Source organism: Psychrobacter sp. AH5 (assembly GCF_040371085.1).
In the GTDB taxonomy this organism is placed as follows: Bacteria; Pseudomonadota; Gammaproteobacteria; order Pseudomonadales; family Moraxellaceae; genus Psychrobacter.
The window spans coordinates 700419-720338 of sequence record NZ_JAMBMT010000001.1 but is presented as its reverse complement, the minus strand read 5'-3'; the positions used below and the strand labels follow the sequence as shown (position 1 = coordinate 720338).

22 protein-coding genes, 2 tRNA genes and 1 other annotated feature are annotated in these 19920 nt (G+C 39.8%); of the genes, 17 read left to right on the top strand and 7 right to left on the bottom strand.

What is annotated here, in order from left to right; genetic code table 11:
• Positions 1–25 precede the first annotated feature (25 nt).
• Positions 26–1564, bottom strand: coding sequence for a cardiolipin synthase (locus M0N77_RS03120; protein ID WP_353103446.1), 1539 nt, complete (start codon positions 1562–1564; stop codon positions 26–28).
• A 500-nt stretch (positions 1565–2064) separates the two neighbouring features.
• Here M0N77_RS03120 and M0N77_RS03115 point away from each other — a divergent pair.
• The 5 genes from M0N77_RS03115 to M0N77_RS03095 all read left to right on the top strand — a co-directional run bounded on the left by M0N77_RS03115 (position 2065) and on the right by M0N77_RS03095 (position 5779).
• Positions 2065–2140 (top strand) — tRNA-Val (locus M0N77_RS03115).
• A gap of 62 nt (positions 2141–2202) precedes the next feature.
• A tRNA-Asp gene (locus tag M0N77_RS03110) sits at positions 2203–2279 on the top strand.
• A 563-nt stretch (positions 2280–2842) separates the two neighbouring features.
• Positions 2843–3424 (top strand): hypothetical protein, encoded by a 582-nt coding sequence (locus tag M0N77_RS03105; protein ID WP_353103445.1) that lies wholly within the window; start codon positions 2843–2845, stop codon positions 3422–3424.
• A complete protein-coding gene (locus M0N77_RS03100) occupies positions 3421–3948 on the top strand; it encodes a hypothetical protein (protein WP_353103443.1) in 528 nt (175 codons plus the stop codon). The genes M0N77_RS03105 and M0N77_RS03100 overlap by 4 nt, the downstream gene beginning before the upstream one ends.
• Before the next feature lie 436 nt (positions 3949–4384).
• Positions 4385–5779 (top strand): hemagglutinin repeat-containing protein, encoded by a 1395-nt coding sequence (locus tag M0N77_RS03095; RefSeq protein ID WP_353105552.1) that lies wholly within the window; start codon positions 4385–4387, stop codon positions 5777–5779.
• On the opposite strand, the gene M0N77_RS03090 is transcribed toward M0N77_RS03095, so the two are convergent.
• Entirely contained in the window at positions 5766–6326 is a 561-nt protein-coding gene (locus tag M0N77_RS03090; protein WP_353103441.1) for a transposase, read from the bottom strand. The two genes, M0N77_RS03095 and M0N77_RS03090, sit on opposite strands and share 14 nt — an antisense overlap.
• Positions 6265–6624 carry an IS630 transposase-related protein gene (locus tag M0N77_RS03085; protein ID WP_353103439.1) on the bottom strand — a complete coding sequence of 120 codons (360 nt, stop codon included), beginning with the start codon at positions 6622–6624 and terminating at the stop codon, positions 6265–6267. The genes M0N77_RS03090 and M0N77_RS03085 overlap by 62 nt, the downstream gene beginning before the upstream one ends.
• An 856-nt stretch (positions 6625–7480) precedes the next feature.
• On the opposite strand from M0N77_RS03085, the gene M0N77_RS03080 reads away from it, so the two are divergent.
• The 7 genes from M0N77_RS03080 (at position 7481) to M0N77_RS03050 (ending at position 11424) form a co-directional block, all read left to right on the top strand.
• Positions 7481–7729 carry a hypothetical protein gene (locus M0N77_RS03080; protein ID WP_353103438.1) on the top strand — a complete coding sequence of 83 codons (249 nt, stop codon included), beginning with the start codon at positions 7481–7483 and terminating at the stop codon, positions 7727–7729.
• A 72-nt stretch (positions 7730–7801) separates the two neighbouring features.
• Entirely contained in the window at positions 7802–8179 is a 378-nt protein-coding gene (locus M0N77_RS03075; RefSeq protein WP_353103436.1) for a hypothetical protein, read from the top strand.
• Entirely contained in the window at positions 8163–8423 is a 261-nt protein-coding gene (locus M0N77_RS03070) for a hypothetical protein (protein WP_353103434.1), read from the top strand. Before M0N77_RS03075 ends, M0N77_RS03070 begins: the two co-directional genes overlap by 17 nt.
• Before the next feature lie 586 nt (positions 8424–9009).
• Positions 9010–9273: a hypothetical protein gene (locus M0N77_RS03065; protein WP_353103432.1), complete on the top strand. Its 264-nt coding sequence runs from the start codon at positions 9010–9012 to the stop codon at positions 9271–9273.
• A 218-nt stretch (positions 9274–9491) separates the two neighbouring features.
• A complete protein-coding gene (locus tag M0N77_RS03060; protein WP_353103430.1) occupies positions 9492–9686 on the top strand; it encodes a hypothetical protein in 195 nt (64 codons plus the stop codon).
• 362 nt (positions 9687–10048) lie between these two features.
• Positions 10049–11056, top strand: a complete 1008-nt coding sequence (locus tag M0N77_RS03055; RefSeq protein ID WP_353103429.1) for a hypothetical protein — start codon at positions 10049–10051, stop codon at positions 11054–11056.
• A gap of 2 nt (positions 11057–11058) precedes the next feature.
• Complete coding sequence (locus M0N77_RS03050; protein ID WP_353103427.1) at positions 11059–11424, top strand: hypothetical protein; 366 nt, start codon at positions 11059–11061, stop codon at positions 11422–11424.
• Between the two features lie 272 nt (positions 11425–11696).
• Here M0N77_RS03050 and M0N77_RS03045 read toward each other — a convergent pair.
• Positions 11697–12916 (bottom strand): IS3 family transposase gene (locus tag M0N77_RS03045; RefSeq protein ID WP_353103426.1). Its coding sequence is split into 2 segments (ribosomal slippage): positions 11697–12634 and positions 12634–12916, totalling 1221 coding nucleotides; the frame shifts between segments, so codons are not numbered across the junction.
• Positions 12525–12641: a sequence feature (AL1L pseudoknot), on the bottom strand. Its footprint overlaps the gene before it by 117 nt.
• 52 nt (positions 12917–12968) lie before the next feature.
• Here M0N77_RS03045 and M0N77_RS03040 point away from each other — a divergent pair.
• Both M0N77_RS03040 and M0N77_RS03035 read left to right on the top strand, forming a co-directional pair.
• Positions 12969–13250, top strand: a complete 282-nt coding sequence (locus M0N77_RS03040; protein WP_353103424.1) for a hypothetical protein — start codon at positions 12969–12971, stop codon at positions 13248–13250.
• Between the two features lie 148 nt (positions 13251–13398).
• The gene (locus M0N77_RS03035) at positions 13399–13764 is read left to right on the top strand and encodes a hypothetical protein (RefSeq protein ID WP_353103422.1); all 366 of its coding nucleotides are present in this window, start codon (positions 13399–13401) and stop codon (positions 13762–13764) included.
• Positions 13765–14600: 836 nt separating this feature from the next.
• Here M0N77_RS03035 and M0N77_RS03030 read toward each other — a convergent pair.
• Positions 14601–15041 (bottom strand): CopD family protein, encoded by a 441-nt coding sequence (locus M0N77_RS03030; RefSeq protein WP_353103420.1) that lies wholly within the window; start codon positions 15039–15041, stop codon positions 14601–14603.
• Positions 15042–15735: 694 nt separating this feature from the next.
• On the opposite strand from M0N77_RS03030, the gene M0N77_RS03025 reads away from it, so the two are divergent.
• The 3 genes from M0N77_RS03025 (at position 15736) to M0N77_RS03015 (ending at position 18362) form a co-directional block, all read left to right on the top strand.
• Positions 15736–16497, top strand: a complete 762-nt coding sequence (locus tag M0N77_RS03025; RefSeq protein ID WP_353103418.1) for a DUF5020 family protein — start codon at positions 15736–15738, stop codon at positions 16495–16497.
• A 159-nt stretch (positions 16498–16656) separates the two neighbouring features.
• Positions 16657–17643, top strand: coding sequence for a D-cysteine desulfhydrase family protein (locus tag M0N77_RS03020; protein ID WP_353103416.1), 987 nt, complete (start codon positions 16657–16659; stop codon positions 17641–17643).
• 110 nt (positions 17644–17753) lie between these two features.
• Complete coding sequence (locus M0N77_RS03015; protein ID WP_353103414.1) at positions 17754–18362, top strand: DedA family protein; 609 nt, start codon at positions 17754–17756, stop codon at positions 18360–18362.
• A gap of 49 nt (positions 18363–18411) precedes the next feature.
• On the opposite strand, the gene M0N77_RS03010 is transcribed toward M0N77_RS03015, so the two are convergent.
• Entirely contained in the window at positions 18412–18711 is a 300-nt protein-coding gene (locus M0N77_RS03010; protein WP_353103413.1) for a DUF4298 domain-containing protein, read from the bottom strand.
• A gap of 108 nt (positions 18712–18819) precedes the next feature.
• Entirely contained in the window at positions 18820–19803 is a 984-nt protein-coding gene (locus M0N77_RS03005) for a glutathione S-transferase family protein (protein WP_353103411.1), read from the bottom strand.
• Between the last annotated feature and the right edge of the window lie 117 nt (positions 19804–19920).

Sequence of the window (19920 nt, the reverse complement as noted above, 5' to 3'; positions counted from 1 at the left end):
TTACAGGCTCTAATAATTGCAGACTCTATAATAACGGACTAAATAAGCGTATCACATTATCGAACAAACGCTTAGAGCTAGGACGCTGCTGCCAATACCCTAATTCTAAATATCGGCAGTTCTCTAAATAAGCTTTTTGACAATTTAAAACTTGTGACACCATCTCTGGAGTATAAATGGCTAAACTCACTTCCATATTAAGATAAAAGCTACGCATATCAATATTTACCGTGCCAAATAGACAGTAATCATCGTCAACAACTACGGTTTTAGCATGCAATAAACCGCCCTCAAAGCGAGCTATCTTCACCCCTGCCTCTAACAGCTCTTGATAATAAGCTTGTGAAGCGTGCTGTACCAAAAAAGAATCCACCTTTTTGGGGATAATCAAAATCACATCGACGCCGCGCCTTGCCGCTGTGGCTAAAGCTCCTGATAACGCCTCGTCCGGTACAAAATAGGGGGTAGTAATCTGAATACGCTTATTAGCACGGTGAATGATGGTCACTAAGGTATTATAAATAACGTGACCAGTCAGCTGCGGCGCTGAAGGAATAAGCTGGGCTATAACGTCCTCAACCACTGGCATCTGCGCGATAGCAATTGAGCTAGTTCCGAGAGCGGGCTGCACAGTATGCACCGCTTCATCGACATTAGCGTCAATCACTTGTACGCGGCTATTGATATCGTTGATAGTCGGATGCATGACATAGAGCTTACGAGTGTAATTATTCACCCGTTTATTAAGCTCATATAGATTGTCTTGACTCTCAGCACCAATATCAGTCACCACTACTTTGGTCATAGCAGTCGCGATACTAATCGGCTTGGTGCTGGTACTGCGAATCATCATATCGATCCACTGACCGACATTTTTATCTTGTTTAAAAAAATTAGGATCAACCAAATTAAAACTGCCGATATAGCCTATATAGTCATCGATGACAATGATTTTGCGATGATTGCGCAAGTCTGAGCGCTTAAATAAAGTCTTAAATAAACCAACTGGCAGCGACTGATGGACAAAAACCCCAGCTTCTTGTAACCCTCTATAGGATTGGTGATTTAAAAAACTTAAACTACCAACGCTATCGGCTAATATATGACAATCTACTCCGCGCCTAGCTGCACTCATCAGCGCCTCTAACACCTCAAGCACTTGACCTTTGGGATAGATAATATAAAACTCCATATAAATACTATAAGAAGCATTATGAATGTCAGTAATCAGCTGCTCAAAAATGGTTTTGGGGGTAGTGAGTAGCTGCATTTGGTGGCCAGCAAAGACGCCAAAGCCAGTTTTTCTTGTGCCAATAAGACTAACACCGCGATAATGATCATCTAAGAGCTCTTGGCCTTGATCAAAAACCAAACGCTCGCGAGCCGCTATATCATTGGTCAACAGCTGCGCTTGATCGACACGCTGGCGATAGCGCCGTCCAATCATCGGTTCGCCTAATAAAACATAAGCGATAAACCCCACTAACGGTAGCGTATAGAGCATAGCAATCCAAGCAATAGAGACGCCGATATTGCGCTGTACAGTGACGATGCGTAAGGTCATGACCACCATCAACAATACATGCAATACTAGACCCAGCCCGGCAAAGTCGATCCAAGACCAAGGCGCAAGAGTTGGTTCTGTAGCTAAAGGATCTATAGCGGCCTCCGTTAAAGGGTTTATCTTAGACTATATAGGTATAAATGATTCTAACTCACGCTAGTATACAAGCTTTAAGCTAGTATAAAATAAACGCTATAGTAAGCTGCTATACTATAATTTATCAAATATTCTTTGGTTATATTAGCTACTCATAAGGACTTATTTACGCTAGTGTTCAGCCCTAGTCATTATTTATTTGTGTTATTTATAAAATAGTATTTGACAGCCCTAAGTATTTGTATATAATACACACCCACAGCAAGGGGCTTTATTGGTTCTGAGTTGTTAGAGGTTATTTATCTTTAGTGTGACAGCTTTGGATCTTATGACTTTTAGAAATCCTATTTAAAGAATTTCTCTTGCGAACCTAAAATTGCAATGCAATTTTTTAACGGTTCTCAGGGTGATTAGCTCAGTTGGTAGAGCGTCTGCCTTACACGCAGAATGTCGGCGGTTCGAATCCGTCATCACCCACCACTTATTAGCAAGTGGGTCTTATCTTCTTATAAAAGAAAAAACAAAATGCTAGCACGACCTAAGCAGCGGTAGTTCAGTTGGTTAGAATACCGGCCTGTCACGCCGGGGGTCGCGGGTTCGAGTCCCGTCCGCTGCGCCATATTTAAAACTTAGTTTTAATACAAAAGTTTCAACCTCAAGTATTAGTTTGCTTGAGGTTTTTTTGTGTTTAGATTTCCTCTTAAACCCTTTCTTTATAGGGGCTAGATACTTTCTCTCTATCCATCTTTAACAAACGGTCTGCTCTTTAACAATGCATAGATGATAAGTTTTTGCGCATAAGCGATATCTTTTGAAAATCGGTGACCAACTGCTCGGTGACCAAATGGTGACCATTTTGTGACCAAGGTTGTTGAAAGTTGGAACTACCTTTCAATATCTCAGATTTAACATTGAGGAATTTAAAAAGATATTCAGGAAATGATCAAATTTAAGTTTTTGCTAGTATATATCAAGTAAGTAATAAAAAAACCATCCATAGACTATTCGTTCAAATCTATGAATGGTTCTTAATTTGGTGGTGTTCTAAAAAGTATGCTAGCGATAGAAGTCAATAAGAAATCTATGCTAAGTTCTCTGATTCTATAGGGCTTTAAAGGCTTCAAAAATTGTTCAAGTTTTAATCAGCATACTTTTTGACACACCACCAAAAATTTAAAAGGTATGGGATTTACAGACCAAGGTGCTAGAAATATACAGTTAGCAGCTGATATTCTTGGTACTGGCGGGTTAGGATATGCTGTGGCTGCTAACAAGGTTGTTAGTACTACAGGTAAATATGCTACGTCGAGTACAAATGTTGCTCAAAACACTAGACCTAATTTTATATACAATGACCGACTACAATTCCGAGAAGAACTCGCTCGAAAAGCTGGTATTCCAAGAGGAGTTGAGAAAAACCCTGCAAATATTTGGGGTGCTGATATTAATAAAATTAGACAGAGTTTTGAGATGGATGGTGCTTCATTGATTATAAGAGAACCCAAAATTGGAAAACATTCTGGAAGAAGTGCCTATTATGATATAAAAGGTCATAAAGTTTATAAAGAGGTTGAGTACCATCCAGGTGGTGGTACGCATGAAAGTTCAGAATATTATAAGCTTGTGAAAAACGACGGAACACAAATTAGAATTATCAATCCAGAAAAACCTTTTAAAACAGGCACAATTGCACCAAATCAGATTTACATGAATCCACAGGGTCAAGTGATAATTAAAGAAAACAATAAGTGGGTAAAAAAATGACAAACATAGAGCCAATAATGGATGGAGATATTGTTCCTGCTACAATGGCTGCTGGTATAGAGTTAGGAATAAGTTTTGATTTTTTTAAAAGGCATACAAGAAATATTTTAAAAAAAACTAAGGAGGAATGCTCGACAGATTATACCAATAATTTTTGGTTTATATTTCGTAGGAATGAGTTAACTATTGGCGGTTTCTATATAAATGACATTTATTGCTATTGGGATGATAATGTAGTTTTAGAATTCAGTGGAGATATCCCCATATTGACTGCAATACATGTATCAAATAAATATTCAGGAAAATTATTTAATGTTTTAACGATAGGTAGTAGACTTGATTTGCTAAAGTCTAAGCTTGGTTTTGGTTTTTATTATGGACCTGGCGATGTTCATTACTTGTTATCTAGTTTATCTAAACCAGATGAAATAGTAGAAGGTGTATTTATTAGAACAAATTATCTACTACCTTATTCTGAAGAGTATCAAGAACAGTTAGTTGAGACAATCACAGTATACTTATAAGTTTATTATATAGTTAAGTCTTTATAAAATCGATACAACCTATATCATGAAACAGTTTAGGCAGATTATTCTCCATCCACCCTTGGCGTAGAAACTTAGCCTGAGCCCATTTCTTTTTAATGGAATTAAGATCAGGGCTATAGGGTGGTAGCCAAAGGATACGATGGCCATACCTGTTCAGCTCGTAGGCTAGGTGGAGCTTGCGACACCCAGCGTTTTGAACATCTGAAATAGAAAAATACTGCTCCACCTAATCGTAAAGTATCTGCCCCTGCCGAGGGACGAGGCACAAAGCTAACTATTAAAGATAAATAACCCATGCCTCGCATATTTCACGACTGTTAAAGAACCCAAATCTACAGGCCAAGCTTTTTAATTTTAGTTCTTTTTTTAATCTAACTCTAGTAGCTACACTGAACAAAACCAAGCCTCTAATATCCAAACCAACAACCTAGCCCTGATCGCCACAGGTGCCGGTAAAGACAGTAATATCAATATTAATGGTAGTAACATTAATGTCACCAATAACGCCTTATTCCAAGCGGACAATGATTTCAACGTCAGTGGCGTCGCACAAAACAGTACTACTCGTAGTACGAACTCAAGCTCAAGTGCGGCTATTGGGGGTTATGCTTCAACAGGTAGCGGTGTCGGCATTACCGCCAGTGCCAGCCGCGGCAAAGGCTATGCCAACAGCGACTCAGTGACTTATGCCAACAGCCAAATCAACGTAGGTGGTACCACTACCCTAGATATAGGCAATGACCTCAACCTCAAAGGCGGGGTACTTAACACAGACAAGATCCAAGGCGCTATTGGCGGTGACGTCAATATTGAATCGCTACAAGATACTTACTCTTATGACAGCAAGCAAAAGAATGCAGGCTTTACCTTAGATGTTGACATCCTAAGCAATGGCGTAGGCTCAAGTCTCTCGGTCAATGGCGGTAAGACGGACATTAATGCGGACTATAAAGCGGTAGGCGAGCAATCTGGCATCTTTACAGGTGATGGCGGCTTTGATCTAGTGGTTGGGGGTAAGACCACGCTGATTGGCGGGGCGATTACTACTACCGACAAAGCGCTACAAGCAGGACTCAACAACTATGTCAGTAAAGGCGGTATCACTACTCAAGACATTGAGAACACCAGTAGCTATGAAGGCGATGCGATCCAAGTTGGCGTCAGTCTTGGTATGACTGAGAACAAACCACAGGCTAATACTAACGGTTTAGGCTATGGTACAGATGGTGATAGTGATAGCAGTATTACTAAAGCTGGTATCACCGGTATAGCGGGCAATAGTGGTATCACAACGGACAATCAAGCTGAGTATGCAGGTGCGCTTGAGAACGTATTTGATGAGACGCGTGTCAATGAAGAGCTGGGGGCGCAGACGCAGATTACTCAAGAGTTTGGCAAGGAAGCGCCTAAGGCTGTTGGGGACTTTGCGGTTAAACGGCAATTAGACCTTATTGAACAAGGCAGAGTAGACGAAGCAGATAAATGGGCAGAAGGTGGTGCTTATCGGGTAGCGTTACATACGCTAGTTGGTGCTATTGCCACTGGTAGTGTTGAGGGAGCGTTAGCTAGCGGCACTACAGCAGTCTCTATTCCTGCGGTAGGTCGTTACTTAGATGAGCAAGGAGTTGATGAGACGACTAAAAATGCGTTGCTCTTAGGATTGTCAGCAGGCGTTGGCGCTGTTGTTGGTGGAGACACAGCTAGTACGGCAACTAGTGTCAATCAGACGCAAAATAATTATTTAACCCATTTACAGGAAGCTGCAAGAACAAAAGAGTTGTCTGCTTGTATAGTCAATACAAAATAAAATTGGTACAACCCATATCATGAAACAGTTTAGGTAAATTATTCTCCATCCACCCTTGGCGCAAAAACTTCGCCTGTGCCCATTTTTTCTCAATAGGGTTTAAATCGGGACTATAAGGCGGTAGAAATAGCAGGCGATGACCATGCCTGTTGAGTAATCTCTGAACGCGTTTGTGAAAGCTAGCGTTATCCATGACAATCACGCATTTAGTTTTAAGGCTTGGTATTAGCGTGTCTTTGCACCAGTTGTAGAATATATCGCCATTGATATTCTTTTCGAAGTAATCTAGGGCAAATAACGCTTTTTCATATAAGGCACCAATAACGTTGGTGCGCTTTTTACCTTGCCAGTTATAGCAATCAATGCAAGGGGTTCCAATAGGTGAATAACCATGAGAACGAATGGTTTCAGACTCAAAGCCGCGCGCGTATATGTATACAATTGCATAGCCTTGAGCGATGTAGTCGCCCAGTTTACTTAGATATTTAGCTCTGTTTAATGGGCAAGCTTTTGGATGCTCTAAGGTCTTTTTTTTGACTGATACCAAGACGTTTTAAAGCGGCCTCGATGCCCGACTTACTACAGCCAAAACGCTGTGCTCTCTCGTACATGTAATCGTCTGGATGCTGTTCAACATCTTTTAATAAAGCTTCGTTAGGTATTTTACTGGGTGGTTTATTGCGAGTGAGTTTAATACTAGGATCTTTGAGCCAATTCTGTAGCGTGGCCTTACTAATGTCATAAAATGCACAAGCTTGTCTGATACTCATATCTTGTTGTTCGACACTTTTAATCACTTGAGCACGGAAGTCTGCTGAATAAGTCAAAATCTTTTTACTTTTCATTTATTTTAAAACTACTGTACCACTTTTATAAAGGCTCTACTATAGTCTAACAGATAGAAGAAAAGTTCCAACTCCTTATAATATTGATACTGGAACTATATTAGGTAATTTGCCTAATGCAAATAAAAACTCGAATTCGATTTTGGGTCAAAAATATTACGAAAAAATTATCAATGATAAAATTAACAATGCTACTAAAGCATTTGAGAAAGAGAAATAAGCCAATGAGAAGAAAGGAAAAGTATATATATATAATTTCGTTCTTAATTATAATGATACCGATAATATTTTTCATATATAGATTTATAATGTCAACTATATTTTTAATGGGTGTATAAATACTATTGAAGAATTTAACAGGGTATAGAAATGAAAAATAAATACTTATATGCTTCGATTATAATCATCGTTATTGCTATTCTCATTTTCGCTTATTCATTCATTAAAGGAGTCAATAGCATATTATGGAATGTATAAAAAATATCCCATAAATGGATTGGTCATAAAGACTTTGATGTAGATCCATATATAGATTTTGGTAGTGGTAAAGGTGATAAAACTAGTCTAGAAGATAGAAGAAAGGTTCCAATTATTTCATTAATTGATAGTGATTATATATTTGGTGAACTTCCACGTAAAAATAAAAATCATAATTCAATTTTAGGTAAAGGTTTTAACGATAAAAAAATTGATGATATAACACGAAAAGCTAAAGGGTGCTTCGATAAGTCGAGTAAATAGTATGAATAAGAAATTAAAGTATTTGTTAATAATAACTATAATAATTTTATTGTTATTTATTCTAAACTCATTTATAGATGCTTACGATACAATATCTATTAGTGTATAGGCTGTAGTGCTTATTTATATTAGGCAATTTGCCTCAGAGTTAATGTATGCTGGATATGACAAGTTTAATGATACTTTAGGTGGCAAACTGCCCCTAACCAATTCAGAAAAACTCAATCAAGATATCTACCTTGATGCTATGGACAAAGGCTTACAGATTGACACCAGTAACCATAGTCGAGGCGGGTTGACAGGTAGCGTCGCGCTAAAAGACTTAAATAACAATCAAGGTGTTACACAAGTTCCCATTCGCTAGTCACGCTTTTACGGCACCGCTACTAACGTACAGGACTACGCTGATCAGCTTGCCAAAAATGGATATACTTATGTGGGTATAGACAAAGATGGTAATGAAGTTGTTTATCAAAGTGGTGCTTATTCTGCGGTACACAAAGCGGACTTTGTCGGTCGTCCTCCTATCATACTAGGCGGCAACCCTGCGACAGGCGGCGAGTGTTGGGGTTGCTATTCGCACAGTAGTTATTTTGCGGAGATACCAAACGAGTATCTTACAAATAATCAGGGTCAGTACATTGATAATGCAGGTAAAGTTGTTCCAGAAGATCAAAAAGTAGGTAACCCTGATTTTGAAAAGTTTTTAGATATATGGGGCGAACCAAAAGACAATATTAATCCATCAATTCCTGTTTTAGTAAAACCTAAAAACCCTCAATCAGAAGGAGTTTATGATGAAAATCCTTATTAAAGTTATGGCAGTAGTTTTCTGCTTAAATCTATCCGCTTGTAACTACGGTATTTTTGATTGGAATTCACAACATTATGATAAGACTAGAGCTTATAAGCTGACAGAAAAATGTCGAGTAGAACAGCAAAATATTGCAAGAAATAATCTAGGCGCTAAATATAATGATGAAGTTGATATCAATATTTATAAAATGTGTATTAAGAATCATAATTACAAATTCAAATCCGACCCTAAATATAGGTAGTGATGTTAAGAAGAAAACTATGAAACCAGTCCTTTAGTTATTTTGCGGAGATACCGTCACAGTATCTGAGGGACAATCAGGGTCAGTACGTTAATACAAACGGCAGAGTTGTTACCGTAAAAGAACGTGTAGTCACAGATGAATATATAGAGTATGAAAAAATATGGGGCACCCCAAATCAAACAAATTTATCAGCGCCTATTTTAGTTAAACCAACCGCCACTAACAATGAGTTCAAATACAATGAAAAGCCTTATTAAGATTAACGTTATCATGATGTCGTGTCTGATACTATCAGGATGTTTTCCCTGTAAGTTAGGAGACTGGAATTGTAGCCAAATAGATCCTCAACTCTCAAAAAATGTTAATGAATGTACTCGCACACAGCAAGCGGTAGCTAGAACGATATTGGGTTCCCAGTACACCGATAAAGTGGATTCAGCTATATTGAGTAGCTGTATTAAAAATACAAACTACAAATTTAAGATCACAAACTAAATTGCGGTCTTAATCAGGCTTTAAAAAGCAGATTCATACTAAATAGATTTAAACCAATTAAACTCAAAATCTCAATCAGAAGAAATTTATGATGAAGATGCTTTTCAATATTATGACAGTCGTTTTCTGCTTAAGCCTGTCGGCCTGTAATTACGGTATTTTTGATTGGAATAAACAGAATATAGATAAAACAATTGGTTATAAAAAACTAAACTCTTGTGTTTCTTCTCAGCAAAATATTGCTAGAACAGCTTTAGAAGGCAACTATAGCAAGACTATTGATGATGATATTCTTTATAAATGCTTAGATAAGTCATCTTATAAGTTTAAATCTGATCCTAAGTATAAGTAGGAATAAGGAGTTCAAATACAATGAAGAGCCTTATGACAATTAATGCTTTATGCTTATTTCTTACAAACTATCAATCTTGTCGCTTTCTTGACTAAAATTGTAGTGAGCCAAATCCCAAATGGTCTGATTCAGTTGATGAATGCCAATTAAGCCAAAGCCAAAAAGCCAAAAAGCTAAAAAGCTAAAAAGCTAAACAGATTTTATAAGGAAAATTCGTAATGAAAATAGTTAAGGTCACACTCATCTTTTTAATGTTAAATATGAGTGGCTGTGTTTTAAGTGATTATTACCAACAAGACTGTGCAATCAGTGGAGACTACTACAAGCAACTACCATCGGATGAACAAAAGCGTCTAAATAAGAAGTGTGGCGGCGCACCGCAATGGAAACTGGTGAAACCAGATAATAATTAAGGTGTTTATGATGAAAACCCGTATTAGCCTTGTTGTGTTTAACAAGCAAGCGTAGGCTGATTGAAACTTGTAATCTAAACATCACCAACAACGCCCTGTTCCAAGCCGACAATAACGTCATCATCACCGCCAGTCGTGGCAAAGGCTATGCCAATATCGACTCCCAACATCTTAAAATAAAAAATAGCGTAGCACTGTCCAATTATAAAGCCATACTTTCCCCTGCCGAGGGACGAGGCACAAAGCTAACTATTAAAGATAAATAGCCCATGCTCCGCATATTTCAAGACCATTAAAGAACCCAAATCTATAGGCCAAGATTTTTAATTTTAGTTCTCTTTTCAATCAAACCACAAGCCAACATGAATGGTTTGGGCTATGGCACTGATAGTGACAGTGATAGTAGTATCACCAAAGGCGGCGTGAGTGGCTACAATGATTCACAAGGCATGCTCACTACTGAGAACCGTGAAGCTCTCGGCGGCAAGCTTGATAACAACTTCAATGCTAATGCAGTGTTAAAAGACCTCAACGTACAAGTTGAAATCACCAAAGAATTCCGTAAAGAAAGCTTTCAAGCCATCAACGACTACACGGGCACTCGCCAAGTTGACTTACTCAAGCAGCTTGAAACCGCTAGTGACGAGCAAAAAAATGCTATTTATAATGAGATCTACAAACTACAGTACCAAAAGCGCTTATTACAAACCCTAGTAGGCGTCCTAGCAGGATTACCTGAACCTGCCATTACTCAAGGTAGCTTACAACTGGCAGCCACCAAAATGCGTAAAGAGAGCTTGGATAATTCAAGACAGTCACCAGGCGTGGTATATACTGATGAAAATGGCAATAGCCAAGTTATTAGTAACGTCTCCTATGACAGTGGCTATTTTGATGGGGTTAAATTGGGTGGTACACGTTTATCTACCGATGTGATTTGTGGGGAGGGAAATACACGTTGTGCTAGAGATGCTAATAATCAACTATTGACTGATGTAAATGGTAATTATATTTATGAAGGTAATGATAAATATCCCACCTACCAAAGCTTAAAAGATGATAAGAAAGAATTCAAACCTCAAATTGGCGCTACAGGTGGCTTTCAGGCAGAACAAGGGACGTTATTTGGCTTTGAATACAAGCCTGGAGGACTTATCGATATGAATATTGAAAGCTTCGCGGGTCCGCATGATTTGGCAGGGGGCCAAGGGCCAGGCTATTACGGTGATGATGGTAATACCAAGCCTGGTGATAAGCCATTTCAAGGAGTAGTCACAGGCGCTGCCATTCCAGCCGTCGCCCCATTTGCATTAGCAGACTTACTCTCGCCCGATATGATGATTATGCTATTAAAACTAGGAGGTAACTAATTATGAGAGTTCTATATTTACTGATGTTTGGCGCTGTATTAAGTGCTTGTAATACATTTAACGTTGTCCCTGGCTATAGTCCTTATGTATCATTGTCGCCACCTTATATACAACATTGGCAAAAGTCAGATACTATTGGTCGTACCAACGTTGATAAGCGTTGGCAAGACTTTCAGAGCTGCGGGGTTAAGAAGTATTTTGATGGTAACCTAGATTTAACAGTAGTGTATCCAGACATGACTGTTGAACAAATGTCAAAACGTAGAAAAAAAATAGAATCTTGTATGAAAAATAAAGGCTACGTTTATCTTGGTGCAACCGAATGTGTCGATGGTAAGAATAATAAGCTAACAGGGTTGTGTAATTAGCTTTAGCTTATCTAAATCATTTAACATGGCGCAGGCATTTAGCTTGCGCTTATTTTTTTAGTATCCCAGCCGTCGCTCCATTTGCGCTAGCGGACTTGCTCTCGCCTGACATGATAGCAGTACTCTTACAATTATCAGGAAATTAACCATGAGAATGATTTTTTTATCCATACTTGCAGTTTTATTAAGCGCTTGTTCCGCTTTTTATGTAGTGCCTGGTTACGATCCCTATGTGAACCGCCCCGACTATATCGGAGGCTGATCTACTTGAGTCAGGCAGCGATGCCTGACAGGGTTAAATTATCATAATACCGCTTTTCAAAATCAAAAGGTGACACATAACCAATCGTACTATGCAGTCGTATTTTATTGAACCAATCTACCCATTCAAGGGTTGCCAGTTCAACATCGTTCACACCAGTCCAGTTCTGCTTTAAATAATGAATCACCTCAGACTTGTAAAGCCCATTGACCGTTTCAGCCAATGCATTGTCGTATGAATCGCCTGTTGTACCAACAGAAGCAATCACGCCGCAGTCTGTCATCTTATCGGTATAGCGAATAGATAAGTAATGAACCCCTCGATCACTGTGATGAATGACATCTTTGGGATTGTTTCTATCTGCTATTGCTTGGTTTAATGCCGCCATCACCATATCGGTATTCATGCGATTCGATACTTTCCAGCCCACGATAGCGCGAGCAAACACATCAATAATAAAAGTGGTATAGACCCAGCCGCTTGTCGTCTTGATATAGGTGAAGTCCGCCACCCAGAGCTGGTTAGGGCGATTAGCGCTAAAGTTACGATTAACCAAGTCATCAGCACGCTTTTGGTCGTCACGGCTGTTGGTGGTAATCTTACCCTTACCGCGCCAGACACCTTGTAAGCCGTGCTGACTCATTAAACGCTCGACGGTGCAGCGTGCGATATAAATGCCATCTGCCTTCATCTGCCGCCAGACTTTGCGAGCACCATAGCGACATTTGCTGTCCTGCCAGATGCGTTTAATCTCGCTGAGATAGTAGTCGTCATGCTGACTGCGCAGTGAACGCCTTTCAGGGCAGCACTCTAGGTCTTTAGTACGGTGATAGGTTGACGGGGCAATCGGTAGTACTCTACAAATCAGCTCGACCCCATAACTACCTCTATAGTCATCAATAAACTGAACCATTATCTGGGTGGACGGTCGAGCTCCGCCTGGACTTCAAGACCAGCAGCCTTACGTATAATCTCATTGGCTTGCTTGAGCTCTTTGTTCTCGCGTTCAAGCGCTTTGATACGCTCTTTGTCACTTTGAGCCTGCACTGAGGCGGGAATGGTTTGGTCTATGTGCTTTTTATGCCAGGATCGCAGTGTCTCAGGCGTACAGCCAATCTTTGACGCTATGGCTTGAATGGCTGACCATGTAGAAGGATAGTCGCTCGACGCTTCAATCAGCATGCGAACGGCGCGTTCTTTAATCTCAGGAGTGTAGGTTTGTCTTTTCATTGTCGTATTCTCTCAGAATGTTGAGTCTCCGACAATCCCGGGGCGGTTCAATGTGTCTTTATCACCACCTTATATACAACATTGGCAAAAGCCAGACACTATTGGTCGTACTAATGTAGATAAGCGTTGGCAAGACTTTCAGAACTGTGGTGTCAAAACTTATCGTGATGGTAGCCTAGATCTAAATGTCGTATATCCAAATATGACTATTGAGCAGGCACGTCAACGTAGTAACAAGATAGAATCGTGCATGGATAACAAAGGTTATATCTTTATAAAAACTAAGGAATGTGTCGATCGCAAGAATAATAAGCTAACAGGATTATGTAATTAGTCTTAGCTTATCTAAGCTGTTTAACATGGCGCAGGCATTTAGCTTGCGCTTATTTTTTTAGCGATCCAGTCTCTACACTATTTGCGCTAGCTGACTTATTCTCACCCGATATAATGATTATGCTATTAAAACTAGGAGGTAACTAATTATGAGAGTTTTATATTTACTGATATTTAGCGCTATATTAAGTGCTTGTAATACATTTAACGTTGTCCCTGGATATATTCCTTATGTCTCATTGGCACCACCTCAGATACAAGGTTGGCAAAAGGCAGATACTGTTGGTCGTACTAATGTAGATAAGCGTCGGCAAGATTTTCAGAGCTGTGGAGTGAAAAACTTTCGTGATGGTAGTCTAGATTTAAGTAATGAATACCCAGGAATGACAACTGAAGATGTCATTAGACGCAGTAAAGCTATTAGAAGTTGTATGAAAAACAAAGGCTATATCTACTTGGGTGAAACAGAATGTGTCGATGGCAAGAATAATAAATTAACAGGATTATGTAATTAGCTTTAGCTTATCTAAATTATTTAACATGGCGCAGACATTTAGCTTGCGCTTTTTTTTAGCTTCCTATCCGTCACCCCATTTGCGCTAGCTGACTTACTCTCGCCCGATATGATGGCAATACTGTTACAATTATCAGGGAGTTGACTATGAGAATTTTTTGTTTATCCATACTTGCAGTTTTACTCAGCGATCGCTACTGTCAATCCTGCACAATTAAAATCAGGAGATTTTAGTTACGCAGATTAACTGTAAAATTCAACCTTTATCTGACTTAGCAACCGTCGGTAGTCGTTAGCCATTCGCTAACAATAAAACAGTATGATACGATTTTTGGAGTAGTAAGGGTGTATATTGATTTTCTTTTAGCGATACCTATATAAAATAAAAGTATAAAATGTATACCTATTTTTTACATAAAAGTATAATTTTTATACTTTATTAGTGACCAAAATCAGTATATTTTACTTGGTAAATAACTTTAAATTATGCTAAAAGTCGTTAGGATTATTTCTCTATATGCCTTTTCATACAAGGGTTTGTAGATTAATATACTCTAATATACTTTAACGAAATATGGTGGGTCTAGCCTGTCACGCCGGGGGTCGCGGGTTCGAGTCCCGTCCGCTGCGCCATATTTAAAACGAATTTAAACTTTCGAGTTTAAACAAGTTTCGCCTCAAGTATTCGTTTACTTGAGGTTTTTTTGTGTCTGTATTTTTGTTTCAAGCGGTTATCGAGTAAAAACGCAGACTTCGCCTTTATCAAGTAAAACAATGTGTTAAACCATCGAAACTAACTTTATTAGCAGCTTATAAAATACCTGTCAACGTATTCTATCAACCTAGCCCTGTACGAAATAAAGTGCCAACGATGACAAAGGCTACTGACAATAAAGTCACCAAAATAATATTCACTGAAAAAGATTTTAGCGTATCCGCAGTTAAGTTAGGGATTCTATAAAAACGAGCGTGCAAAGCGACAATGATCGTCAATAGCAGTAATAATAGCTTGAGACTAATAAGAATACTTAAATCATTATCAAGCTCAAACCATGAACCAATATTAGGCAATAACTGATAAGCCATCCAAATACCAGTGATAATTTGCACCGCTAGCGCTGGCATACCTACCTTTTCAAACTTCTCCTCAAAAGCCATTAACCCTTCAATGCTATGCGACGATAGCGCCTTTGGCAAAATAACCAAGGCCAAAATCAGGTGTCCCCCTGTCCAAATAGAGGCGCCTAATAAATGTAGGATTAGCAAAATATTGAGCATAGACAACTTTCCTAAAAGAGTAACGAGATATCAAACTTTTACTAAAATACTTAAATCTTATCAGCGGTAGATTTATCAGCTGTTAGATAAGTAGCTGAACTTTAAGCTCTGCAAAAACCGAAACTGAAGCTCTTGCAGTCAGCTGAGCTTAATAAACTATTCTATTATACGCAGCTTTTCATTTTGATACGTAAGAGTAGTTTTAGAGCCTTTGTTACAAAAAAAATAAAGCTGACCATTTGGTCAGTTATTGTAGCTAAATCATAAACTTAGCTAACATTAGTATCCATTTATCTGTATATAGCTGATTTCATTGATTAAATTAATGTTGTCAGCAGCTATAGAACGTGCTTAACTGTTTCAAAGTGTTAATAAGTATTGCAAAGGGTAACCATATTTGAAGCTCTTTTGCTGTAATTAGAGCCACTTTTGTCTCAAACCTCTACGCTACTTAGCCTTAATGTTAGCGATTATCCGCTAAAGGTTTTCTAGCAGTGATTAAGCGTTTTGACAAGGAGTTGGATACTGTTGATTTAGACCTAAAGTCTTATTAAGCATACTAGGTTTTTCATTAAAGCAGCCAACGATAGTCATGCTTTTGCTAGAAACAAACGACTGTATATAAAGGAGTATTACTGTGCGTTATTACCCATCTCTAAATCTATCCCCTACTAAACCAATGAAAAAAACTAGCGTGAATATTAAACGCTCTATTGCCAAACCTATAGCTACGGCTCTAGTCGCCACCTTGTCGCTAGCCGCTATCAGTAATGCCCAAGCTAAAGTACTATTTTCAGATACTAGCGTCTCATTACTATACGGTGAGGATTACGAGTTAGCCAAAGACGGTGAGTTAACTACGCTCACGCTTGAGCATGCCTCAACACACACATGGGGCGGAGTGTTTTTCTTTGTGGATCGTTTGCAAGGCGCAAGCGACAATGAAAAAAGTCGCGCCAAAGATATCTACGGCGAGCTGGCTCCTAAGTTCAAAGTCGCAACTTTTGATGATAGTTTTATCAAGCAAGTCAACTTTGCTACTCAATACGAGTTTGGCTCTAACTCTAGCGGCTTTAGCCAAGATAACTATATGATTGGGGTCGGTGCTGATCTCGACGTCCCTATTCCAGGTATGAAATACGCCTCTGCCTCTTTGTATCATGTGTTCAATAACAACTCTGGCCCCAACGACGCCGATGACCAGCAGATTACCTTGACTTACGGCTGGGAGAAAAACAACTTTGTAGTTGATGGTTATATTGATTACTCTTTTAACAATGATGACTTAGAAGATCAGCTGCATATCAATCCGCAAATTAAGTACAATTTGCAAGAGGCGCTAGGTATTGATAACCGTATCGAGGTCGGTATAGAATATAGCTACTGGCGAAACAAGTTCGGACTTGATGGCGTCAATCAAAGCGTCCCAAGCGCTTTATTAAAAGTGCATTTTTAAAGTTTTTTTTGCTCTAACATTTACTTTTAAAATCGAATATAGTGTTGCTACCTTTATAATTATTAGTATAGCTATCCATCCTCATTCAAACCTAAAAGTTGAATGAGGATTTTTTTTGGTACAGAATGACTTAATACTGACTCTAATAATGGACTTACCATGAATCATAACTTAGCCAAAGTCTCGCTAGGGTTCTTTCCTACCCCTTTGATTGAGCTCAAGCGTTTAAGCGCCAAACTTAACGGTCCAAAAATATTTATGAAACGCGATGATAATACGGGACTGGCGCTTGGGGGCAATAAGACCCGTAAGCTTGAGTACATCATGGGCGACGCCCTAGCCAAAGGCGCAGATACGGTGATTACCGCAGGCGCTATTCAGTCCAATCACTGCCGGCAAACGGCTGGCGCGGCGGCAAGCTTAGGGCTTGAATGTCATTTGGTGTTAGGCGGAGCCGAGCCTGAGCAGCCGCAAGGTAATTTATTACTTGATAAAATCTACGGCTGTCATATCCACTGGGCGGGCGAGAACCGTAAGGGCGAGGATATCCCAGAACTGGTTGAGCGCTTAAAGACACAAGGTAAAACCCCTTACGTGATTCCCTACGGCGGCTCTAATGAGCTGGGCGCGGCCGCTTTTGTCGCCGCTTATGAAGAGTTAGAGAGCCAGCGTCAAAGCCTAAACGTTAACTTTACTCATATCGTTTTTGCCTCTAGCTCTGGCGCGACCCATGCAGGGTTAATGCTGGGCAATAAAATAGTTGATAACGGCTGTCAGATAGTGGGTATTAACATCGATAAAGGGGAGATGGATAAAGTTCCTTTTGATCAGCATATTATTACTCTTGCCAATAATACAGCGCAGTTGATTAACGCTGATTTTAGCTTTACAGCAGATGATTTGATTTTAAATTCCGATTATGTTGGCGAGGGTTATGGCGTGATTGGAGAGCTTGAAAACGAAGCCATTGCTATGACCGCGCAAAACGAAGGCATCTTACTCGATCCGGTTTATACGGGACGGGCGATGGGCGGACTGATTGACATGATACGCTCTGGAGATATTAAGCAGACAGATAGCGTCCTGTTTTGGCATACTGGCGGCGCGCCTGCTCTATTTGCCTATGCTGATGATTTGACTGTGTAGTAACCAAACTAACACAGCAGATAAAGACTCTAAACTGAAAAAACCACCATAAGCTAGTAAGTTATTTAGTCGATTATGATTTATAACGCTAGCTTTATAAAGGTTTTTCTATGAGTCAAGTCAGCGAATGGGTACTCTCAATCATGGCCAAGTTTGGCTACTTTGGTATTATCTTTGCCATGTTTGCCGAAAATGTCTTCCCCCCTATTCCCTCAGAAGTCATTATGCCAGCCGCTGGCTTTGCAGCCTCTAACGGTGAGCTTAATCTTATATTGGTTATCCTTGCTGGCACGCTTGGCGCAGTCCTTGGCGCGTTACCTTTATATTATCTGGGTCAGGTATTTAATGAGGAGCGGCTGATAGCTTTTACCGAAAAGTACGGCAAATTTGTCTTTGTAAAACCTGATGATATTCGCGCTACCAATGAGTGGTTCGATAAGCACGGCAAAAAAGCAGTATTCTTTGGGCGTATGGTGCCTGGCATTCGCTCTTTTATCTCTATTCCTGCCGGAATGAATAACATGCCCATGCTACCGTTCTTAAGTTTATCGGCATTGGGAGCTAGCATTTGGACTACTATTTTGGCATTAGCAGGCTATTATTTAGGGCAAAATTATGAGCTGGTTGAATCAACTCTAGCGCCTTATTCAAAAGGCATTGGCATTTTAATCATAGTCATTATTATTGGCTGGTTTATCAAGCGGCGCAGATCTCATTGATCTATTTATTAATAAATACTTAATTATCAAGAAGTGCTGTTATTATGATTTACTTATCAATACTATCTAAACCTAGCCGCATCCATCCGATAGCTTGTTCTTGATGCTCGCTCATCGCATTCCAAATGCCATCTTCACTAAAGATAGAATAGGTCTCGCCAGAGTGCTCGATAGCCACATCGTTTTCGCGATCTTGCGCCCATTGCGGACTAAGATAATACTGTTGCACCTCAGCTAATAAAGCCTCCGCCTCTACCCAATCTTGCTGGGCTTGTAGTAGCTTTTGTTGCAAAGCATACCAGCGCTCAAACTTGCGTTGTATCTCTTGTGGATCGACTGTATGGCTCATTTTAGGGCTCCTAATAATTGCTAAAAGTTCAATTTTATAAAACCCACTACCTTATAGATAGTGAGCTTTTGCAAAAACAGCTAACTCGCTGTAGTTATTCTAAAACCCTTATTGGCTTATTTGTGCACGGTTATGCGGCTCATTAAAGTCAATAATTGGACCAAGCGGTATAATCTCTGTCGGATTGATCGTATCGTGGCTAGTATAATAATGCGCCTTGATATGCTCCATATTGACGGTCTCGCTAATACCCGGCACTTGATACAGCTCTTTGAGATAATTCCAAAGATTGGGATAATCGACAATGCGGCGGATATTACACTTAAAATGACCGACATAAACCGCATCAAATCTGACCAAAGTAGTAAACAGTCGCCAGTCCGCTTCAGTGATGTTAGCGCCCACTAGATAACGACTGGTCGCTAGCCGCGCCTCTAACTTATCTAAGCCAGCAAATAACTCAGTAACCGCTTCTTCATAAGCGGCTTGCGTCGTGGCAAATCCTGATTTATACACGCCATTATTCACCGCTGTATAGACCAGCTCGTTGACCTCATCAATCTCGTCTTTTAACTGATCGGGTAGCAAGTTAAGCGGCGTGGCTCCGACTTTATCAAAAGCTGAATTGAACATACGGATAATCTCAGAGGACTCATTACTAACGATAGTATTGGTCTTTTTATCCCACAGTACCGGCACAGTGACGCGGCCTGTATAATCGGGCTTGGCAGCGGTATAAACCTGATACATATAATCGGCATGATGGATCGGATCTTGAATGACGCCATCGCCTTGTTTAAAAGTCCAGCCGTGATCGCGCATAAACGGATGCACCACCGATAGCGATATCATATCCTCAAGCCCTTTTAGCTTACGGTATATCGTGGTGCGGTGCGCCCAAGGACAAGCTAGAGACACATAGAGATGATAACGATTTGGCTCAGCTTTAAAGCCGCCCTCTCCTGTTGGTCCAGCGCTACCATCGACCGTGACCCAATTGCGAAAGCCTGACTCTTCGCGCTTAAAACGGCCGCCAGTGGCGTCAGTATCGTACCACTGGTCCTTCCATTGTCCTTCTACTAATAAGCCCATGATGCTGTCCTTTTCATTACTTTATTTGCTGAATGTTATACATTAAAGAGTAACACTAATCCGTAAGCTTCATTGTTGATAATAAGCTAACTATTTGTGCTGCTTGCTATAACAATA